23 protein-coding genes are annotated in these 18,174 nt (G+C 61.1%); 11 read left to right on the forward strand and 12 right to left on the reverse strand.

Going from position 1 to position 18,174, the window contains the following annotated elements:
• Positions 1-184: 184 nt before the first annotated feature.
• Both NANH_RS0110595 and NANH_RS0110600 read left to right on the forward strand, forming a co-directional pair.
• A complete protein-coding gene (locus NANH_RS0110595) occupies positions 185-1,144 on the forward strand; it encodes an IS110 family RNA-guided transposase (RefSeq protein WP_036049701.1) in 960 nt (319 codons plus the stop codon).
• Positions 1,145-1,499: 355 nt separating this feature from the next.
• Positions 1,500-1,742 (forward strand): CDGSH iron-sulfur domain-containing protein, encoded by a 243-nt coding sequence (locus tag NANH_RS0110600; RefSeq protein WP_027262019.1) that lies wholly within the window; start codon positions 1,500-1,502, stop codon positions 1,740-1,742.
• A gap of 59 nt (positions 1,743-1,801) precedes the next feature.
• Here the strand turns inward: NANH_RS0110600 and NANH_RS0110605 are convergent, their stop codons facing one another.
• The 4 genes from NANH_RS0110605 to NANH_RS0110620 all read right to left on the reverse strand — a co-directional run bounded on the left by NANH_RS0110605 (position 1,802) and on the right by NANH_RS0110620 (position 3,654).
• Positions 1,802-2,161 (reverse strand): YigZ family protein, encoded by a 360-nt coding sequence (locus tag NANH_RS0110605; RefSeq protein WP_027262020.1) that lies wholly within the window; start codon positions 2,159-2,161, stop codon positions 1,802-1,804.
• 110 nt (positions 2,162-2,271) lie between these two features.
• The gene (locus NANH_RS0110610) at positions 2,272-2,541 is read right to left on the reverse strand and encodes a DUF6455 family protein (protein WP_051372354.1); all 270 of its coding nucleotides are present in this window, start codon (positions 2,539-2,541) and stop codon (positions 2,272-2,274) included.
• Position 2,542: 1 nt separating this feature from the next.
• Positions 2,543-2,818: a DUF6455 family protein gene (locus NANH_RS26005; protein ID WP_051372356.1), complete on the reverse strand. Its 276-nt coding sequence runs from the start codon at positions 2,816-2,818 to the stop codon at positions 2,543-2,545.
• A gap of 119 nt (positions 2,819-2,937) precedes the next feature.
• On the reverse strand, positions 2,938-3,654 hold the full coding sequence (locus tag NANH_RS0110620; RefSeq protein WP_027262023.1) for a M48 family metallopeptidase: 717 nt from the start codon (positions 3,652-3,654) through the stop codon (positions 2,938-2,940).
• 129 nt (positions 3,655-3,783) lie between these two features.
• Between NANH_RS0110620 and NANH_RS0110625 the strand changes: the two genes are divergently transcribed.
• Complete coding sequence (locus NANH_RS0110625) at positions 3,784-4,029, forward strand: hypothetical protein (RefSeq protein WP_027262024.1); 246 nt, start codon at positions 3,784-3,786, stop codon at positions 4,027-4,029.
• Here NANH_RS0110625 and NANH_RS0110630 read toward each other — a convergent pair.
• Positions 3,999-4,292, reverse strand: coding sequence for a DUF167 domain-containing protein (locus NANH_RS0110630; protein WP_027262025.1), 294 nt, complete (start codon positions 4,290-4,292; stop codon positions 3,999-4,001). The two genes, NANH_RS0110625 and NANH_RS0110630, sit on opposite strands and share 31 nt — an antisense overlap.
• A gap of 94 nt (positions 4,293-4,386) precedes the next feature.
• Between NANH_RS0110630 and NANH_RS0110635 the strand changes: the two genes are divergently transcribed.
• The 3 genes from NANH_RS0110635 to NANH_RS0110645 all read left to right on the forward strand — a co-directional run bounded on the left by NANH_RS0110635 (position 4,387) and on the right by NANH_RS0110645 (position 6,856).
• Positions 4,387-5,502, forward strand: coding sequence for a class II histone deacetylase (locus tag NANH_RS0110635; protein WP_027262026.1), 1,116 nt, complete (start codon positions 4,387-4,389; stop codon positions 5,500-5,502).
• 86 nt (positions 5,503-5,588) lie between these two features.
• The gene (locus NANH_RS0110640) at positions 5,589-6,167 is read left to right on the forward strand and encodes a nitroreductase family protein (protein WP_027262027.1); all 579 of its coding nucleotides are present in this window, start codon (positions 5,589-5,591) and stop codon (positions 6,165-6,167) included.
• Positions 6,164-6,856, forward strand: a complete 693-nt coding sequence (locus NANH_RS0110645) for an EI24 domain-containing protein (protein WP_027262028.1) — start codon at positions 6,164-6,166, stop codon at positions 6,854-6,856. Before NANH_RS0110640 ends, NANH_RS0110645 begins: the two co-directional genes overlap by 4 nt.
• A 9-nt stretch (positions 6,857-6,865) precedes the next feature.
• Here the strand turns inward: NANH_RS0110645 and NANH_RS0110650 are convergent, their stop codons facing one another.
• The gene (locus NANH_RS0110650) at positions 6,866-7,222 is read right to left on the reverse strand and encodes a hypothetical protein (protein WP_027262029.1); all 357 of its coding nucleotides are present in this window, start codon (positions 7,220-7,222) and stop codon (positions 6,866-6,868) included.
• A gap of 226 nt (positions 7,223-7,448) precedes the next feature.
• On the opposite strand from NANH_RS0110650, the gene NANH_RS0110655 reads away from it, so the two are divergent.
• The 3 genes from NANH_RS0110655 (at position 7,449) to NANH_RS0110665 (ending at position 9,863) form a co-directional block, all read left to right on the forward strand.
• On the forward strand, positions 7,449-8,282 hold the full coding sequence (locus tag NANH_RS0110655; protein WP_027262030.1) for a bifunctional allantoicase/(S)-ureidoglycine aminohydrolase: 834 nt from the start codon (positions 7,449-7,451) through the stop codon (positions 8,280-8,282).
• A 118-nt stretch (positions 8,283-8,400) separates the two neighbouring features.
• Positions 8,401-8,733, forward strand: coding sequence for a hypothetical protein (locus NANH_RS0110660; RefSeq protein WP_051372360.1), 333 nt, complete (start codon positions 8,401-8,403; stop codon positions 8,731-8,733).
• A 134-nt stretch (positions 8,734-8,867) separates the two neighbouring features.
• Positions 8,868-9,863, forward strand: a complete 996-nt coding sequence (locus tag NANH_RS0110665; RefSeq protein WP_027262032.1) for a type I glyceraldehyde-3-phosphate dehydrogenase — start codon at positions 8,868-8,870, stop codon at positions 9,861-9,863.
• Between the two features lie 18 nt (positions 9,864-9,881).
• On the opposite strand, the gene NANH_RS0110670 is transcribed toward NANH_RS0110665, so the two are convergent.
• The 4 genes from NANH_RS0110670 to puuE all read right to left on the reverse strand — a co-directional run bounded on the left by NANH_RS0110670 (position 9,882) and on the right by puuE (position 14,554).
• Positions 9,882-11,318 (reverse strand): uracil-xanthine permease family protein, encoded by a 1,437-nt coding sequence (locus NANH_RS0110670; RefSeq protein ID WP_027262033.1) that lies wholly within the window; start codon positions 11,316-11,318, stop codon positions 9,882-9,884.
• 106 nt (positions 11,319-11,424) lie between these two features.
• The gene (locus tag NANH_RS0110675) at positions 11,425-12,423 is read right to left on the reverse strand and encodes a BMP family protein (protein ID WP_051372364.1); all 999 of its coding nucleotides are present in this window, start codon (positions 12,421-12,423) and stop codon (positions 11,425-11,427) included.
• A gap of 227 nt (positions 12,424-12,650) precedes the next feature.
• A complete protein-coding gene (locus NANH_RS0110680) occupies positions 12,651-13,145 on the reverse strand; it encodes an ureidoglycolate lyase (RefSeq protein WP_027262035.1) in 495 nt (164 codons plus the stop codon).
• Positions 13,142-14,554 carry an allantoinase PuuE gene (gene puuE / locus NANH_RS0110685; RefSeq protein ID WP_027262036.1) on the reverse strand — a complete coding sequence of 471 codons (1,413 nt, stop codon included), beginning with the start codon at positions 14,552-14,554 and terminating at the stop codon, positions 13,142-13,144. Before puuE ends, NANH_RS0110680 begins: the two co-directional genes overlap by 4 nt.
• 140 nt (positions 14,555-14,694) lie before the next feature.
• Between puuE and uraH the strand changes: the two genes are divergently transcribed.
• Positions 14,695-15,048, forward strand: coding sequence for a hydroxyisourate hydrolase (gene uraH / locus NANH_RS0110690; RefSeq protein ID WP_027262037.1), 354 nt, complete (start codon positions 14,695-14,697; stop codon positions 15,046-15,048).
• 9 nt (positions 15,049-15,057) lie between these two features.
• Here the strand turns inward: uraH and NANH_RS0110695 are convergent, their stop codons facing one another.
• Together NANH_RS0110695 and NANH_RS0110700 are read right to left on the reverse strand one after the other, a co-directional pair.
• Entirely contained in the window at positions 15,058-15,852 is a 795-nt protein-coding gene (locus NANH_RS0110695) for a class I SAM-dependent methyltransferase (RefSeq protein WP_027262038.1), read from the reverse strand.
• Positions 15,853-15,915: 63 nt separating this feature from the next.
• Positions 15,916-16,845 (reverse strand): LysR family transcriptional regulator, encoded by a 930-nt coding sequence (locus tag NANH_RS0110700; RefSeq protein WP_027262039.1) that lies wholly within the window; start codon positions 16,843-16,845, stop codon positions 15,916-15,918.
• Between the two features lie 95 nt (positions 16,846-16,940).
• On the opposite strand from NANH_RS0110700, the gene NANH_RS0110705 reads away from it, so the two are divergent.
• Entirely contained in the window at positions 16,941-18,170 is a 1,230-nt protein-coding gene (locus NANH_RS0110705; RefSeq protein ID WP_027262040.1) for a urate hydroxylase PuuD, read from the forward strand.
• The last annotated feature ends 4 nt before the right edge of the window (positions 18,171-18,174 follow it).

Consider the following 18,174-nt stretch of genomic DNA (forward strand, 5'->3'; position numbering starts at 1 on the left):
CTGTATCTGCGCTTTGCTAATCTCCTCCCACCACCGACCTTGGCCGAGGCCGGTGGTGGGACGGTGTATGGCGTCTGAGCCTTGTGGCCTGACCACGTTTGCTAGCGAGCCAGCACCGTCTCTCTTCATCGTCTCGAACAGTTGAATGTGGCCGATCAGGACCACGAAGCAGAAGGAAGAGAGCATGGAAACGGTAGCACACGACCGGATCATCGGCATAGATGTCTCGCGGGATTGGCTGGACATTCATTGCCTGCCGGATGGCAAGTGGTTGAGATTGCCGAACGCGGATGAGGGGCACGAACAGCTGGTGCGGTTGGCTCGGGACGTCAACGGCCTGGTCTGCTTCGAGGCAACCGGAGGCCAGGAATGGCGTTTATGGGCGGCGCTGGAGGCCGCCAGCGTGGCGACGCGACAATTGCCGCCAGCGCAAATCAAGGCCTTCGCCGCAAGCCGGGGCACACGGGCCAAAACGGATCGGATAGATGCGGAACTCATCGCCCGGTTCATGATGTTCCGGCCCGGTGCCGGGCGCAGTCTGCCACATGAAAAGCTGCGGGTTCTCAGAGCCTTGACGTCAAAGCGCGGGCAGCTCGTTGAGAGCAGAAAACGCCTTCTGGCACAGATAAAGGCGCATGGGAAACTGGGATCTGCCGAGATGTTCGCGAGTATGGACGACCAGCGGCGCACGCTTCTCGACCGCCAAATCGCGGATCTGGAGGCGCGGATTGAACAGACCATCGCTGCAGACGATGAACTGGCCGCAACTGCCGGTATCCTGCGGTCCGTCCCCGGGGTCGGCCCGGTTGCCAGCTCGATGTTGATCGCCGAGATGCCAGAACTTGGTCAGATCACAGGCGAGCAGGCCGCCGCGCTCGCGGGCCTCGCACCGATTGCACACGACAGCAGAGCGATGCGTGGTAAGCGCGCTATCGGCGGAGGGCGACGACTGCTCAGGCACGTAATATTCCAGGCGGCCCTCGTTGCCAGCCACCACAATCAGGTCCTGAAAACCTTCGCGGATCGTCTGCGTGCCGCAGGTAAACCACACAAGGTCGTCATTGTCGCCGTCGCCCGAAAGCTTGTGACCATCGCAAATGCCCTCGTCAAATCAGGGCAAAAATGGACGCCTCATCCAGAATGAACAATACAGTTGCTAGCGAGTGCATCATTTGATTTTGCGCGCGGCAAATCAAATAGAGTAGATCCGAATATCCATGTTGACAATCTGTTGAGAGCGGTGCGTCTCGCCGGAGCCAACCCAAATCAATTTGAAGATTTTGAAGGTTTCTTTAGGCGAGCGGCCCAACGAGAGTTGGGGAAACCAATTTCCGACCTTGAATAGACTATTTGCTCGCCTTGCTCAAATTTTGACACCTCACCCGTGGGGAGGGGGGGCTGCTCGCCGTGCTTCGCACAGTTCGATGCTGCAAACGCCACTCTGGTCATTCCCGCAAAGCCCGCTATCGTGCATCAAAACCAGCCAGGGAGACCCAGCCATGTCCGACACGCCAGAAATTGCCCAGAAAGCCCCATACCCGGTCGAGGTGACGGCGGGGAAAACCTATTTCTGGTGCGCCTGCGGGCGGTCCGCGAAACAGCCGTTCTGCGATGGCAGCCACAAGGACACAGAGTTTACCCCGGTCAAATTCACCGCCGAGGCCGACAAGAAAGTGTTCTTTTGCGGCTGCAAACACAGCGACAAAGCCCCGCTCTGTGACGGCACCCACGCCAAGCTTTGATCCGCATCCGCGCATGTACCCCGTATGTACGGGGTATGTACGGGGGGAGTGCCGGGTTTTCAGCCCTGTGGGTCGCGATGATCCAGATAGTATCTCACCGCGTCCTGCACCCGCCGAAACCGGTCGCCGCCCAGTTTTTTGCCACCGTACCAGCGGGTCACGACGACGATGTGATCGCGCAGTTCCTCGCGCTCCAGCATGCGCAGGATGACCATGCCCGCACCACTTTCGCCGTCGTCGTTCTTGATTGGTCCCTCATCCAGAACCGCGCCCCATGTGTTGTGGGTCGCCTTGGCGAATTTCCTGTCTTTACATAGGGTTTTGACAAACTCAACGGCCTCGGCCCGGTTGCCGACAGGACCGCCCGACACTGCATATTTGCTGCCCCGGTCGGACAGGATCGCCTCAAACACCTGCATCTCAACAGCCTCGCCGCGCGCACGGGTGCCGCGCATTCTTTGCCGTCATGGGGATCTCCTGTCAGGGCTTTGCCCAACATTCCAGCACCGTTGGACAATGTCACGCGGTTTCAGGACCCGCGCAAACGATCCAACACATCCCGGTGCAGGCAATGGTCCGGCGCTTTGGCCGCAACCCCGGTCTGACGCGCCAGCCACAGCTGGCAGATCTCGTGGCATTTTCCGGCCTGACACCGGGCCACCATTTCGCCGTAATCCTCGGGACTTAGCAGGCCCTGCTCCATGGCGCGCATCAGGTTCACCCCCATGACGCGCGCCATGGAGCGGGTCAGCCAAAAGTGGCGTTCGGTGCGGTCGATCCTGCCGCCTCCGCCATCCATATCAGACCTGTTCCGTCCGAGTTCGGCGTGCCTTCAGGCCAGCCATCCGGGTACGGTTCGTACAGTTTATCGGCGCACAGGCGGCTTGGGGGTGCCGGTCCAGCCAGTCCGTGCACTGATCCGCCCAATCGCAACCGCGACAGCGATGAACCATGCCGGCCCACTCAGGTTGGGTCAGCGCCCCGGACCGCATCAGCGCCGCCAGGTCGAGCCCCACCGCCTGCGCCATCCGCATGACCAAGCGAACGTGATGCATCGTTTTTCCCAGAACTCGCATTGATACCTCCGTTCTGTCCGATCTTACCGCTTGGTCAACACGGTAAGTGACCGCAGATCCCGACTTTGGGATCAGCCTATGCCGATTGCTTTGCTTTGCCTTGATTCAGGTCAAGCACCCTATCCGCGCAAACCTTGCAGGGTGCGATTGACCGTCTCGACCCGCGCGGCATTGGGGGGGTGACTGCCCAGAAAGCGGTCTCCGGGGTCTGGGATCCGGGCAAAATACTCAGCTCCGACCAAAGGATCGTACCCCGCGCGCCAGGTAATGACGGTGCCCAACCGGTCCGCCTCCAGTTCGAACTCTTTCGAATAGGCCCGCGCACCGACTGCGGCGCCAAGCTCCTGCGCGCTGGCCACGTCGCTGGCCCCGCCGCCGGTCATGGACGCAAGCCCGGCAAAGATCTCGGCAGCCGCCGCCGCGTTAAGGCTCTGGCGCTCCAGATGGTTGGCAATGTGATGCGCCGCCTCGTGCCCCATGACAAAGGCCAGCTCATCCGCGTTGCGCACGCTGCCGATCAACGACGCGGTAAAGGTCAAGACCGGTCGCCCCTGTTCATCCTCGCTTTGAAAGGCATTGGGCTGTGCGCGCGGGTTCGGGTCGACTGCGATCAGAAAGTCGCAGTTCACCCCGCGGGCCTGGCGCTGACACTCCCGTTCGGCCACAGGTTCGACCCGTTGAACGACCTGGGTAAAGGTGCGCGCCGCCAATTCCGGCGACATCTGCCATTCAATCGGCGAAGGGGCGGCCACAACAGGCGCAGGCACGCCCAGGCCAGGTGCATCACAGGCCGCAAGACCCCAGCCCAAAAGGGGCAGCAAGACAGTCCAGCGCATTGTGCTTTCTCTTTCTTTCGCAGTTCCATTCCCACCTGTCGTGACACTAGCACGGTGGCATCTGCCCGCCAGTGCCGTTTGCCGCCAAAGCCCCTTGCCAAGCCGGGATCGCGGCGGCAGGGTAGCGCCATGTTTACGATCGAGCACGAATTTGATGCCACAGTGATCACCCTTGTGGACGAGGGAGAGATCCCTTTGCAGGAGGATGTGATCATCAACAGCTTTGCCGAATGCGTGACCCTGGAACAGCTGGATGCGCGCACCGATACCATGCAGAAAATCACCCTGTCACCTGAACAGTTGCGCGATCTGGCGGCAGCGCTTGATCTGCCTGAAGGTGTCTATCAGCTGCGCGACGTTTCGGGACCGGAATAGACGAACACCTTGGTACGGCCAGTCTGTCCCCGCAATAGGGTCAGATGCGAGGGCGCGGCCCCCATGGCTTTGGCCAGAACCGCCTGGACCGCCGCGTTTGCCTTGCCATTCTCGGGCGCGGCGGTGACGGCGATACGCAGGTCCTCGCCGGTTCGGCTCAGCCGGGTGGCGGCGGCCTTGGGAGTCACACGCACGGTAATCCGGGCACCGGGTTGGGCCAGATCACAAAGGTCGGGTAAGTCCTTGCTGCGCGGTTTCGCCATATGCTCATTCTGTACCCGATTGCGCCCCGAGCGCCATAGACTTTTGCGTCTCCGTCCGGATAGTTGAGGTCAAAGACATGAGGAGAGCAGGCGGATGACAACGGGATTTTTCTGGGACGAGCGGTGTTTCTGGCACGCGGGAGGGAACTATGTCTTTACCCTTCCGGTCGGTGGGCTGGTGCAGCCACAGGTCGCGGGTGGATTGCCGGAAAACCCCGAAACCAAGAGACGGCTCAAGAACCTGATGGACGTGACCGGGCTGACCTCCGAGCTGGCTGCGCAAAGTGCTGCGCCGGCCAGCGAGGCGGATCTGTTGCGAGTGCATCCGCAGAGCTATCTGTCCGAGTTCAAACGCCTGTCGGACGCGGGTGGCGGCGAGCTGGGGCGGCGTACGCCTTTTGCCGCCGGTGGCTACGAGATCGCAGCGCTCTCTGCGGGATTGTCGATTGCGGCGGTCGATTCGGTTGTCGCCGGCCGGATGGAAAACGCCTATGCGCTGTCGCGCCCCCCCGGGCACCACTGTTTGCCGGATTTTCCCAACGGGTTCTGCCTGTTGGCTAATATCGCCGTTGCGATTGAAGCCGCCAAGGCTCGGCACGGTCTGGCAAAGGTGGCGGTGCTGGACTGGGACGTGCACCACGGCAACGGCACCGAGGCGATCTTTTATGACCGCGACGACGTCCTGACGATTTCAATCCACCAAGAGGGCAATTACCCGCTCGATACCGGCGCTATAGGCGATCGCGGACGCGGTGCCGGAGAAGGGTTCAACATGAACATTCCTCTGCCCGCCGGGGCGGGGGACACCGCCTATCTCGCGGTCCTGGACGAGATCGTACGCCCGGCGCTGGATGCGTACAAACCCGACATGATCATTGTCGCCTGCGGGTTTGACGCTTCGGCCTGCGACCCTTTGGCCCGGATGCTGGTGACCGCCGCAGGCTTCGCGCAAATGACGCAGCGCATCAAATCGGCGGCGCAGGATCTGTGCGGCGGGCGGCTGGTCTTGGTACACGAAGGCGGCTATTCCGAGATGTACGTGCCGTTCTGCGGTCACGCGGCGATCGAGGCGCTGTCTGGCAGCTCCATCTCGGCACCCGATCCGATGGCGGAAACCTTTGCGGTCCGCCAGCCTTCGGCACGGTTTGACGCCTTTCTGCGCGAAATCGTGCGCGACGCGGCACAGGAGCTTTTGCCGCTCAAAGCCTGAGCACCAGGGCGGTCGGCGGTTTTGCGGGTTGAAAATCGTCGCCGTACCGCCGACATGTGGGCCTGTATCCAAACAAGGCCGAATGCATGCCCGATCCGAACCCCGCCACGCTTGACTTTCTGATGACCCGCCGATCACGCCCGGCCAAGACGCTGGCACTGCCGGTGCCCGATCGTGCGCAATTGATGCCGATCCTGACGGCTGCGGCCCGCACTCCGGATCATGGCAAGCTGGAACCCTGGCGGTTCATCGTGATCGGGCGTGCGGCATTGGCACGGCTGGCGGATCTGGCCGAAACCCGCGGCAAGGCGCTGGGAAAATCGCCCGAGGATATCGCCAAGGGACGCATCCAGTTCGACCAGGGCAATCTGGCGGTGGCGGTGATCGAAGTGCAAAAGCCGTCGGAAAAAATTCCGCCAATCGAGCAGACCTATTCCGCCGGGGCGGTCTGCCTGGGGCTGTTGAACGCAGCGCTCGCCAGTGGCTGGGGGGCCAATTGGCTAAGCGGATGGCCCAGTCACGACGCCACCTTCCGCGCGCAGGGATTGGGCCTGAACGACCATGAGCGCATCGCCGGGTTCATCCATATCGGCACTGAAAGCAGCGCGCCGCCGGAACGGCCCCGCCCCGATCTGACTGCCATTACCCGGTGGTTGGACACATGATCTTGTCCTCTTTCTCGTTGGCCCTGGGCCAGATAGGCGATCCGCGTTTTCGCCGGGTCCTGTTTCTGGGGGTGTTTCTGACAATCGCCCTGTTGATTGCTGCCAGCGCAGGTTTTGTGGCGCTGATCGGCTGGATGATAGGCGATGATGCGACCCTGCCGCTGCTGGGTCAGGTGACCTGGCTCAACGATCTTGTCAGCTGGACCTCTGTCGGCGTCATGATGCTGTTGTCGATATTCCTGATGGTGCCGGTCGCCTCGGCCATCACGTCAATGTTTCTGGACGAAGTGGCGCAGGCGGTCGAGGATAAGCATTATCCCAATCTGCCCTCGGTGCCCGGTGTGCCCTTTGGCGATGCGCTGCGAGATACGGTGAATTTTCTGGGCGTGCTGATCGGGGCCAACCTGTTGGCGCTGATCCTGTATGTCATCTTTAGCCCGCTGGCTCCGTTCATCTTCTGGGCGCTGAACGGCTTTCTGTTAGGGCGGGAGTATTTCACGCTGGCAGCCATGCGCCGGATCGGGCGCGACGGGGCCAAACGGCTGCGGGCGCGCAACATGGGCACGATCTGGTTGGCCGGTACACTGATGGCGATCCCGCTGTCGGTACCGCTGGTCAACCTGCTGATCCCGATCCTGGGGGCCGCCACCTTTACCCATATCTTCCACACGGTGCAGGATCGTGGCTGACGCCGCGCCTTAAAGCGTCAGCAGCCAGCGGCCATCGGCGGATTTGCACATCTTCTTGCGCAGCTCGACCTGCTTGGGCTGCCCCTTGGGGTGGATCAGGTGCAGCAGCTCGGCGCAATTGCCCTGCACCGCAATCGCCTGAACCGTACCGCGCGACTCGCTTTTGGGATTTGACCAGGACTTCTCCTGCCCCTTGCCGGGTCCATTCTGCCCCAACAGGGCAGCTTCTGCCGCCGCCATCAAATCGAAATCCACCGGACTAAGGCCGGATTGAGCCAGGATTTTGCTGAGGTTTTGCGCCTCGGGTGCAGGGGGCAGGCTTGCAGCGGCACCCAGCGCAAGCAGAAGGGTCAAAACATATTTCATCATTTCCTCGTCATGTCCTCGTTTGGCGCGGCGTGTTGGCGGTCATCCCTATGGGTACAGACTCTGCCCCAGCTTGTCCAAACCTGACCGCCTACAAATGCAGAAATCCAACCGCGCTTAACGCCATCTTCAAAAAACCACGAACAATGCTATCTGGTTCCTGCGCCTTGGTTGGTACTCGGCTTTGCCTGCATACTGCAACCGACGCCGTCTATGGGAAACAAAGATGTCCAAGCAAACCTATTACGCGCCCACCGGGGGCCACCCGCCACAGGATCAGCTGCTGACCGACCGGGCGATGTTCACCGATGCCTATGCGGTAATTCCGAAGGGCACGATGCGCGATATTACCACCAGCTTTCTGCCCCACTGGGTCGGAACCCGCCTGTGGGTTATCGCGCGCCCGCTCAGCGGATTTGCCGAGACGTTCTCGCATTACATCATGGAAGTCTCAGCCGGGGGCGGCAGCGACCAGCCCGAGAGCGATCCCGAAGCCGAGGGCGTTCTGTTTGTTGTCGAGGGGGCCGTCACCCTGACCATCGCAGGCAAACGGCATGTGCTGGAACCCGGCGGTTTCGCCTATTTGACCGCCGGCTGCACGTGGACATTGCACAATCACGCCGGGACCGAGGCCCGGTTCCACTGGATCCGCAAGGCCTATGAGCCCGCGCCGGGACTGGATGCGCCAGAGCCATTTATCTCCAGCGACGCCGAGGTCACTCCCACGCCGATGCCCGGCACCGAGGGACGTTGGGCCACCAGCAGGTTCGTGGACCCCGCAGATCTGCGCCACGACATGCATGTGACCATCGTCACCTTTCAACCCGGCGGCGTTATTCCCTTTGCCGAAACCCATGTGATGGAGCACGGGTTGTATGTGCTGGAGGGCAAAGCGGTCTATCGGTTGAACCAGGATTGGGTCGAGGTCGAAGCCGGCGATTACATGTGGCTGCGCGCCTTTTGTCCCCAGGCCTGTTATGCAGGCGGACCGGGGCCGTTCCGCTATCTGCTTTACAAGGACGTGAACCGGCATATGCCGTTGCGCCTTTCAAGACGCTGAACCCATCCCGAGTCCTTGCAGCCGCGAGAAGATCGGGTAGAATTATATGCGATGCACAACAGCCGCCGCACTTGGCCGGGCATCCCATTTGCAACCCGATCCAACGGAGCGTGGCCCGATGAAGATGCCAATTCGAACACTCGCAATTGCCCTGACGGGCTCCCTGATTGCTGTCGGTTTCGCAGCGCCGGGGATGGCCGCCAAGGCCGAAGTCGCACAGGTACAAGTACTGGGACGCACCTGGACCGTGTCGCAGAACCGGAAGAAACCAAATGCCTATGTGGCAAGCCGGGACAACAACAACCTGAACCCGTTCGGCAAGCCAGTGGCCCGGCGCACGCCGCAAGCGGTTCGGGCACTGGAGCTGGCCACCGGTTGCAAAGTTGTCCCAGGCACCCTGTGGCAGACAGTTGGGGCCGAGTTTCACGCCGACATGGTCTGCAATCGCTGAGCTTTCTCTGTTTTTCCGGTCGCTCGATCCACGCTCTCCCGATCTCAGGCGGCACAACCTCTTGACTCGAAACGAAGGACGCGATCGGTGTCCGCCCCATTGAGCTTGGTCTGCAAGGCTGCCATATCTCGTCCATGCGCATTGCCATCAACGGATTCGGCCGGATTGGCCGCACGATCTTACGCCAGATCCTGACCCTGCCCCGTCACAGCGACGTGCAGGTTGCGCTGGTGAACGACATCGCCTCTGCGGACATGCTGGCCTATCTGTTTCAGTATGACAGCACCTTTGGCCCGCTGCCCTTTGAGGTCACGACCGCCGATGGGAAACTGTCCGTCGCGGGACACGATATTGCACTGTTCCATCGAACCGATCTGACCCGGCTGGATTTGTCAGGCGTCGACGTGGTGCTCGAATGCACCGGTATCGCGCGCAGCTCGGATGTCGCGGAACGCGGGCTGACGGCGGGCGCAAGGGCGGTGCTGATCTCGGGGCCATCACCGGCGGCGGAACAGACGGTCGTGCTTGGGGCCAACGATGGTGTTCTGGGTGCCGCCCGGGTTGTGTCCAACGCCTCGTGCACCACCAACGCACTGGCCCCGCTGCTACGGGTTCTGGATACGGTGGGCGGTATCGAGACCGCACATATGACTACGATCCACTGCTATACGAACAGCCAACCCATGGTGGATGCACCGCGCGGCGACATGGCCCGCAGCCGCGCCGGAGCGCTATCGATGGTGCCCACGACCACCAGCGCCATGCAACTGGTCGACCAGATCCTGCCCGATCTTGCCGGACGCATCAGCGGTGCCGCGCTGCGGGTTCCCACCGCTAGCGTGTCGGCGGTGGACCTGGTTGCGCGATTGCAAAGCGATACCGACGCATCGGCCTTTCCCGACGCACTGAAGGCGGCGGTCGATGCCAGCCCGGTTCTGGGCTGGACCGACCGCCCGCTTGTTTCGACCGATTTGCGCACGCGCGCCGAATCGCTCGTCATCGCGGGGCCGGAAATCCGGGTGACGGGCCCGCGCCAGGTGCGGGTGTTTGGCTGGTATGACAATGAATGGGGCTTCTCGGCTCGCATGCTGGATATCGCAGCCCTGATGGTAAAGCGCGAGGCGCCGTAGCGCCCCGCACAGGGATGGTCAGGCGTGGTCGTCCTGCGCCAGCGACCCGCGCCCGTGCCCGGTCATGCCGCCCGACACTTCTTCAGTCGCCTCATCCGCCAGATCTTCGGGCAGGATCAGGTTCAGAACAATGGCGATCAGCGCAGCCGGCAACAGGCCCGAAGTCAGCAGGATACGTGCTGTCTCCGGCATGTGCTGCAAGGCACCGGGTTCCAGTTGCAGGCCCAGACCGATGGACAGGGAAATCGCAAAGATCACCATGTTGCGCCGGTTCCAGTTGACATCGGACAGCATCGAGATGCCCGCAGCAACCACCATGCCGAACATCACAATAACGCCACCACCCAGAACCTCGATCGGGACAGTGCGGATCACACCGCCAACCTTGGGCACCAGACCGCAAATGATCAGAAAGATGGCACCGCAGGTTACGACATGGCGGCTCATCACGCCGGTCATGGCAATCAATCCGACATTCTGGCTGAACGAGGTGTTGGGAAATGCACCGAAACACCCGGCGACCGCCGTTCCCAGACCATCGGCATAGGTTGCGCCCTGGATCTCCCGGTCCGTCGCTTCGCGCCCCGCGCCGCCCTTGGTGATCCCGGACACATCGCCAACGGTCTCGATGGCCGAGATGAACGCCATGAGACAGAACCCAAGCACGGCGGCGGCGGAAAACTCGAATCCGTATTTGAAGGGCTGCGGCAGGGCAAAGGCGGCCGAACGCGCCCACGAGGTCGTAATGGCATCGACGCTTAGGATCCCGACGAAGATGGCATAAACATACCCGACAAGCAGGCCGATCAGAACCGCCGAGATCGAGATCATTCCTCTGGTGAAGAACTTGAGCCCCAGTGTAACGACGATCACCACCAGCGCCGCCGACCAGTTCAGCAACGAGCCATATTCCGGGGTGCCGATGGCCGGAACGCCTCCTGCGGCATATTGGATGCCGACCTGCACCAACGCCAGACCGATCATCGTGACCACCAGACCGGTGACCAGAGGCGGCAGGGCAAAGCGGATCTTGCCGATGAATGTACCCAGGAAGGCATGAAAAAGACCGCCGATGATAACCCCGCCGAACAAGGCAGCCAAGGCATCGACGCCCTTACCCGCGACCAGCGGGATCATGATTGGCAGAAACGCAAAAGACGTGCCCTGCACGATGGGCAGCGCCGCCCCCACGGGGCCGATGGTGACGGTCTGCAACAAGGTCGCAATCCCGGCAAACAGCATCGACATCTGGATCAGGTAAAGCAATTCGGGAAAGTCGGGCGAGTTCGATCCAAAACCGAACCCGGCCGCCCCGGCCACGATGATGGCAGGCGTCACGTTGGATACGAACATGGCCAGCACATGCTGAATGCCAAGAGGTATCGCCTTGTACAAGGCGGGGGTGTAGTTGGGATCGCGCAGTTGCTCCGCGGTCCCGATGGAAGTGTCAGCCATGTCTAATCTCTCTGTTGTGTCATGGGGATCGCACCGCTTCTGCCGGCGGCTTCGGATTGGCGGATTTCCGGTTTCGTCCGAAAATCCGCGCGCATTTGGTTGTGTTCTACGGTTTCAGTTCCGGACCGTCATAGTCCACGGACACCTCGATGGTGCCGTCAATGATTTGTTCCCGCAGATCGTCCAGTTTCGCGCGCACGTCATCCGGAACATCCGGCGACAGCACCAGCGATACGGCATCGGGGTTGTCCAGGCCGATCCGGGTGATGGTGCCCGATTGCCATGTGCCGTTCTTGACATCCCGCGCGGCCTGCAGGCCGGCTATGCTGACATTGGCAATCGCCGATGCCACAAACACATCCGGATGATCCGGATACCAGTCCCGCACATTGCCGATCTGCTTGACGCCATGTTCGCGCATCGCCTCAATCGCACCGTTGCGCCCGGCGTTCAGCATGGTGAACACGATGTCGGCCTTCTGGTCGATTTGCTGTGAGGCCACGCGATAGGAGAGTTCGTTGTCATCCTGGTTGCCCGCAAAGATTGTCAGAAACTTTGCGTCCGGGTTGGTATGCATCAACCCGTTGTAGAACCCGCCGCGCCCTTTCAGACCCGGCTTGACCCGGATGCCGGAAATATGGCCGACCACGCCGGTCTGCGTCAGCAGGCCGCTCATCGCGCCGGCCAGCCAGGCGCTTTCCTCCTGCAGAACTTCGTAGCTGGACAGGTTCGGTCCAGTCACCGCCCCCTGAACCACCACGAACTTTATGTCCGGAAACTCGGCGGCGACGATTTCGGCGGCCTGGTTGTTCTGACCACCATGGGCGATCACCAGGTCGGGGTTATCGGCCGCCAGTGTGCGCAATGCCTCGGCCAGCAATTCGGGCTCGGGCGCGACGCCATCAATATAGCTGGTTTTTGCGCCCAGCTCATCACCGATGGCGACCAGGCCGTTATAGCCGGCTTGCATGAACCCCTTGTCGTCGATCTGGCCGGCCAGCAACATTGACACCGAAAACTGTTCGGTGTCGGCCAAAGCGGTCAACGGCAGAAACGCCATCGACAGGGCCATTCCCAAAACATGCCGTTTTGTCGTTCGTATCATCGCGTGTCCTCCTCATGGATGATTGCCGCAAGCCTATCCGAAGCGCCTGCTCAGCCTAGCGAGATTCCCGGCGAAGGACCTTCAAAAATTTCAGAAGCACCCGCGAGAAAAGCAACCAACTGATTGTATTTAAAATATTTATTTAAGCTAGATAAGCCACACCCCAGCCGCGCGCGGATGTGACATCCGAGCTGGACAGACTGTCTTTTTCGTGGTCGGTGCCGGTCTCAGCTTGCCGGTCCGACGATCCGGTAAGGGTGGGTGAACCAGTGTTCCTGCAGGTTGTCGCCCACGCCGATACGATCCAGCACCGCGAACAACCCGGGTGCGTGCAGCGGTGTCAGGACACCGTGCCAGGTGCCGCGATGATAGTTCACCGCCTGTCCCGGTTCGGTGCGAAAGGCCAGCGGCGTTCCCGGCACCCCCCCGTCATCCGGCGCGACGATCACGAGAAAGGGATGCTGGCTCATCGGGACAAATGCCTGGCTGCCCTCGGGGTGGCGCTCGACCATGTCCAGGGTCAGGGGCAACGCGCGCGGATTGGCGTCGAACAGGCTCAGCCCGGCATGCCCGTCGCCGAAATCCAGTCCGGCACGGTCATGATACCGACCGCATTGGCCCTGATTGATGATCTTGTCAGCCGCGCCCGTACAGTCGATCAAGTCTCCAAACGGCGCAAAAGCCAGAGCCGTGATCGGCTGAATGACGATCTCGCGACTCATGAAGGCAACACGTCGCGCAGGCGCAGCTCGGCGATGCGCTCGACTTGGCGACAGGCCTCGGCAAATTCGGTTGCGCGGTCATTGTCGATGCGGCGTTCGAAGGCCTGGCGGATCGAGTCCTTGGTATTGTCGCGCACAGCGATAATGAACGGAAAGCCGTGCTTTTCCACATATGCGCTGTTCAGACGGGTGAAGGTTTCGCGCTCTGCGTCGGTCAGCATATCCAGACCGGCCCCCGTCTGTTCGGATGTGCTTTCGGCGGTCAGTTTCCCGGCCTCCGCCAGCTTGCCCGCCAGATCCGGATGCGCGGTCAGAACGCCTAGGCGGTCCTCTTCGCTGGCCGAACGAAAGATCCGCGCCAGTGCATTGTGCAGCCCGCCCGCCGTGTCATGGGCGGCACCCAGTTCCAGTTCAAATGCCTGTTCCGCAATCCAGGGGGAATGCTCGAAAATACTGCCATAGGCGGCGACAAAATCGGTCTTGTCCATTTGCGAAGGACGAAGGCGCTCCACAGGCGGATGGGTCCGCGCCCAATGCTGTGCAATTTGCAACCGAGTGGCGAACCAGACGTCTTCGAACCCGCGCGCATACTCCAGAAACCGCTTTAGCGCCATTACCCGCCCCGGGCGCCCGATCAGGCGGCAATGCAAGCCGATCGACAGCATCTTGGGCGCGCCCTCTTCGCCTTCGGCATAGAGCGCATCGAAACTGTCCTTGAGATAGGAATAGAACTGATCGCCCGAATTGAACCCTTGCGGTGTTGCAAAGCGCATGTCGTTGCAGTCCAAGGTATAGGGCACCAGCAGCTGGTCGCGCGCACCGAACCGTTCCCAGTAAGGCAGATCGTCAGAGTAGATGTCCGCAATATAGTCGAACCCGCCCTCGTCGGCGGCCAGACGCACGGTGTTGTCCGAACAGCGCCCAGTGTACCACCCGCGCGGGCGTTCCCCGACGACCTCGGTGTGCAGGCGGATCGCTTCGGCCATGTCCGCACGTTCGTCGGCTTCGGATGAGTCTTTGTACTCGACCCATTTCAACCCGTGGCTGGCGATCTCCCAGCCTGCCGATTTCATCGCCGCGACCTGATCGGGCGACCGCGCCAGCGCGGTGGCGACACCATAGACGGTAATCGGCAAATCCTTCATCAGCCGGTGCAGACGCCAGAACCCCGCACGTGCCCCGTATTCATAAATCGATTCCATGTTCCAATGACGTTGCCCCAGCCACGGCGCGGCGCCGACGATCTCGGACAGGAACGCCTCAGACGCCGCATCTCCATGCAGGATGCAGTTCTCGCCACCCTCTTCATAGTTCATCACGATCTGCACGGCGATCTTTGCACCGCCGGGCCATTGGGCGTCAGGTGGAGTCGCCCCGTAGCCAATCATGTTGCGTGGATATCGAGTCATGTCCGCCCTCCAGTTTGGCCCCTTGTAAATCAGAACAATGTCGAAGTTTTTCAAAAAATGCGGAAAACACTATCTGGAACGTGGCGTTTGCACAGGAAGACAGAGTGATGCACACCAAGATAGCGACAGGAGAACCGAAAATGACCGGATATCTGACCACCCATGTTCTGGATACAGCCCGAGGCTGCCCCGCCGAGGGCATGAAGATCGACCTGTTCCGTATCGACGGGACCGACCGCACGCTGCTGCGCAGCCTGCGCAGCAATGACGACGGGCGAACCGATGGACAAATTTTGCCAGCGGACGAGTTCGAAATCGGCGAGTACGAGTTGGTGTTTCATGCCGGTGCCTATCTGGATGCGACGGGCACACCACCGGAACAGCCACGGTTTCTGGACATTATCCCGATCCGCTTCGGCATGTCCGAGCCAGCGCATTACCATGTGCCCCTGCTGGTGTCGCCATTCAGCTATTCAACCTATCGCGGCAGCTGACGAACCGTTTCATCGAAGCCCCCGCACCGCCCATGCGCGGGCAATCAGATCGATCGAACCGTCGGCATTGACTGGCAGCATTCCTTGGATGCGATCCCTTAACCGGTCGCGGTCGGTTTGAGACAAGGCCATGGCATAGTCAGGCGCGGGAAACTGCCCGCCAAGAAACGGCGTCCAGTAGTCGTCGAAATCCACGAAACGTGTGGGGATATCCAGGGCCGTTGTTGCAACCTGGGTCAACCCGGCGCTTTCAAATTTTTCGGTCAGCGCATCCGGGTTGCAGACCGGAAATCGCACAGCCTCGTCCATGTCTCTGTCGGCGGGCTTTAGGGCCACCGCAGCATCCCAGAAATAGCGCATCAATTCCATCTTGCCGGCATAGTCCCAGACATAGGCCGCAATTGTGCCGCCCTTGCGCACCGAACGGCGCATTTCTTGCAGTCCTGCCGCCAAATCGGGCACAAAATTCAGTACCAACCCGGACACGACAACGTCGAAATCGCCATCCTCGAGAGGCAGAGAGCCAGCGTTTCCTTCGGCGAAGTCGACGCGCGGATCCTGAACCTGCTCGCGAGCGACCGACAAGAATCCCGGCGCGGGATCGACACCCAGGATCCGCCCCGGATCGGCCCGCGCGACAACCGTTTCGGTCAACGCCCCGGTACCACAGCCCACATCGAGCCAGGCTGCACCCGGTGCAATCGCAAGCCAGTCGAGAAAATCGCGCGCAACCGGGCGACTCCAGCGCCCGACATAGGGCTCATAGGCCTGGCCGCCCTCCCATACCGATTGATTTTTCGACATTTGGCACCTCCGATGGACAGATTAGCACGAAACGCCCGCCAAATCAGAAAATCTGAGACCCCATCACCCCACCTGAACCTGCGCCTCGGCGTCTTTGACCGCCGCGCCCATACGCTCGGCAGTGAATTCCATGAACAGCCGGGTCTTGGGGTCCTGGTGACGGCGGTGGGTATACAGGCAAGCCATCTGCACCGGAACCGGCGGCGTCGATTGCGCCACCGGAACCAAATTGCCCTGACGGATATGATCGGCGACCTCGAACACCGGCTTCATCGCGATCCCCTGGCCGGACAGGGCCCAATCGGTCAGCACGTCGCCGTCGTCGCACTCATATCGACCGGACACGGCGAATCTCTGCGGTCCGTCGGCGGTGGTCAGCATCCATTGGAACTCGGTCGCGCCGGGAAACCGCAGGTTCAGACATTCATGCGCGCCCTTCACCAGCTCCGCACCCGACTGCGGGCAGCCACGCGCGGCCACATACGACGGCGCGGCAACCAGAACCCGCTGACACTCGGCGATCTTGCGGATCCGAAGGTTGCTGTCGGCAGGCTGGCCCAGAAAGAACGCCAGATCCAAACCTTCGGTGGTCAGGTCGACGGTTCGGTCGGTCAGGCGCAGGCGCAGGTCGATCTGCGGATAGTCGCGCAGAAACTCGGGCACCTGTGGTGCCACCAACCGCCGCCCAACACCCAAAGGGGCTGCGACATACAGGGATCCGCGCGGATTGTCGGTCAGGTTGATCACCTGCGCTTCGGCCTCGTCCACCGCATCCAGTACCGCGCACGCTCCGCCATAGAACGCCTGCCCCTGCTCGGTCGGGGTCAGATTGCGGGTTGTACGCTGAAACAGGCGGACATTCAGATGTTCCTCAAGCTGGGAAATCCGCGCAGAGGTGACTGCCGGTGAAATGCGCAGATCCCGCCCCGCCGCAGACATGCTGCCCAATTCATAGACACGCACGAAGGTTCTGATGTTGTCGAGATAGGACATTGTTCCAGAATTTTTGATACAGCTTGGTAATATATCGGAATACCGAATAACCACGTCTTTGCCTAGTCTGCAAAAACCACAACAGGAGACCCACCATGTATGATTTCGCCGTATTCTGGGACTGGGCGGCCTTTGCCGTACGCTGGCTGCATGTGATCACCGCGATGGCATGGATCGGGTCGTCGTTCTATTTCATCGCCCTGGATCTGGGTTTGCGCAAGGCACCCGACCTGCCCGCAGGCGCACATGGCGAAGAATGGCAGGTGCACGGCGGCGGATTTTATCACATCCGCAAATATCTGGTGGCACCGGCGGAAATGCCCGATCATCTGATCTGGTTCAAATGGGAAAGTTATTCCACCTGGCTGAGCGGCGCAGCCCTATTGATGCTGGTTTATTGGGCCGGGGCCGAGCTGTATCTGATCGACGCGAACAAGGCAGATCTGGCGGTATGGCAGGGCATTCTGATCTCGGCGGCGTCCTTGACGGTCGGCTGGATCATCTATGACTTCCTGTGCAAATCCAGGCTGGCCGAGCAACCGACCCTGTTGATGGTACTGCTGTTTCTGATGCTGGTGGCGATGGGCTGGGGCTATAATCAAATTTTTACGGGCCGGGCCATGATGCTGCATCTTGGGGCCTTTACCGCCACCATCATGACCGCCAACGTGTTCTTCATCATCATGCCAAATCAGCGCATCGTGGTCGCCGATCTGCAGGCAGGACGTACGCCGGACCCGAAATACGGCAAGATTGCCAAACTGCGGTCGACCCACAACAACTATCTGACACTGCCGGTGATCTTCCTGATGCTGTCTAATCACTATCCGCTGGCCTTTGCCACCGAATGGAACTGGCTGATCGCCTCGCTGGTTTTCCTGATGGGCGTTACGATCCGGCACTATTTCAACACCATGCATGCCGGAACCGGTAATCCGACCTGGACCTGGCTGGTCACCGCGATCCTCTTCATCGCCATCATCTGGCTGTCCACCGCGTCGATGTACGGAGACGTGGAAGAGGCCGAAGCACTGCCGCTGACCCCCTATGAGACCCGGCTGGCCGCCGCCGACGGGTTTGAACAGGCGCATGAAGTCGTTCTGGGCCGCTGTTCCATGTGCCATTCACGCGAGCCGGGATGGGAAGGGATCCTGTGGGCCCCCAAGGGCGTGCTGCTGGAAACTGAAGCAGACGTGGCCCGCAATGCGCGGGCAATCTATCTGCAGGCAGGGGTCAGCCATGCGATGCCCCCGGCCAACGTCACCTACATGGAGCCCGAAGATCGCGCCGCCATCGTACGCTGGTACAAAGCCTCGCGCATGTAACCGC

The organism is Sedimentitalea nanhaiensis DSM 24252, from assembly GCF_000473225.1.
Taxonomy (GTDB): Bacteria; Pseudomonadota; Alphaproteobacteria; order Rhodobacterales; family Rhodobacteraceae; genus Sedimentitalea; species Sedimentitalea nanhaiensis.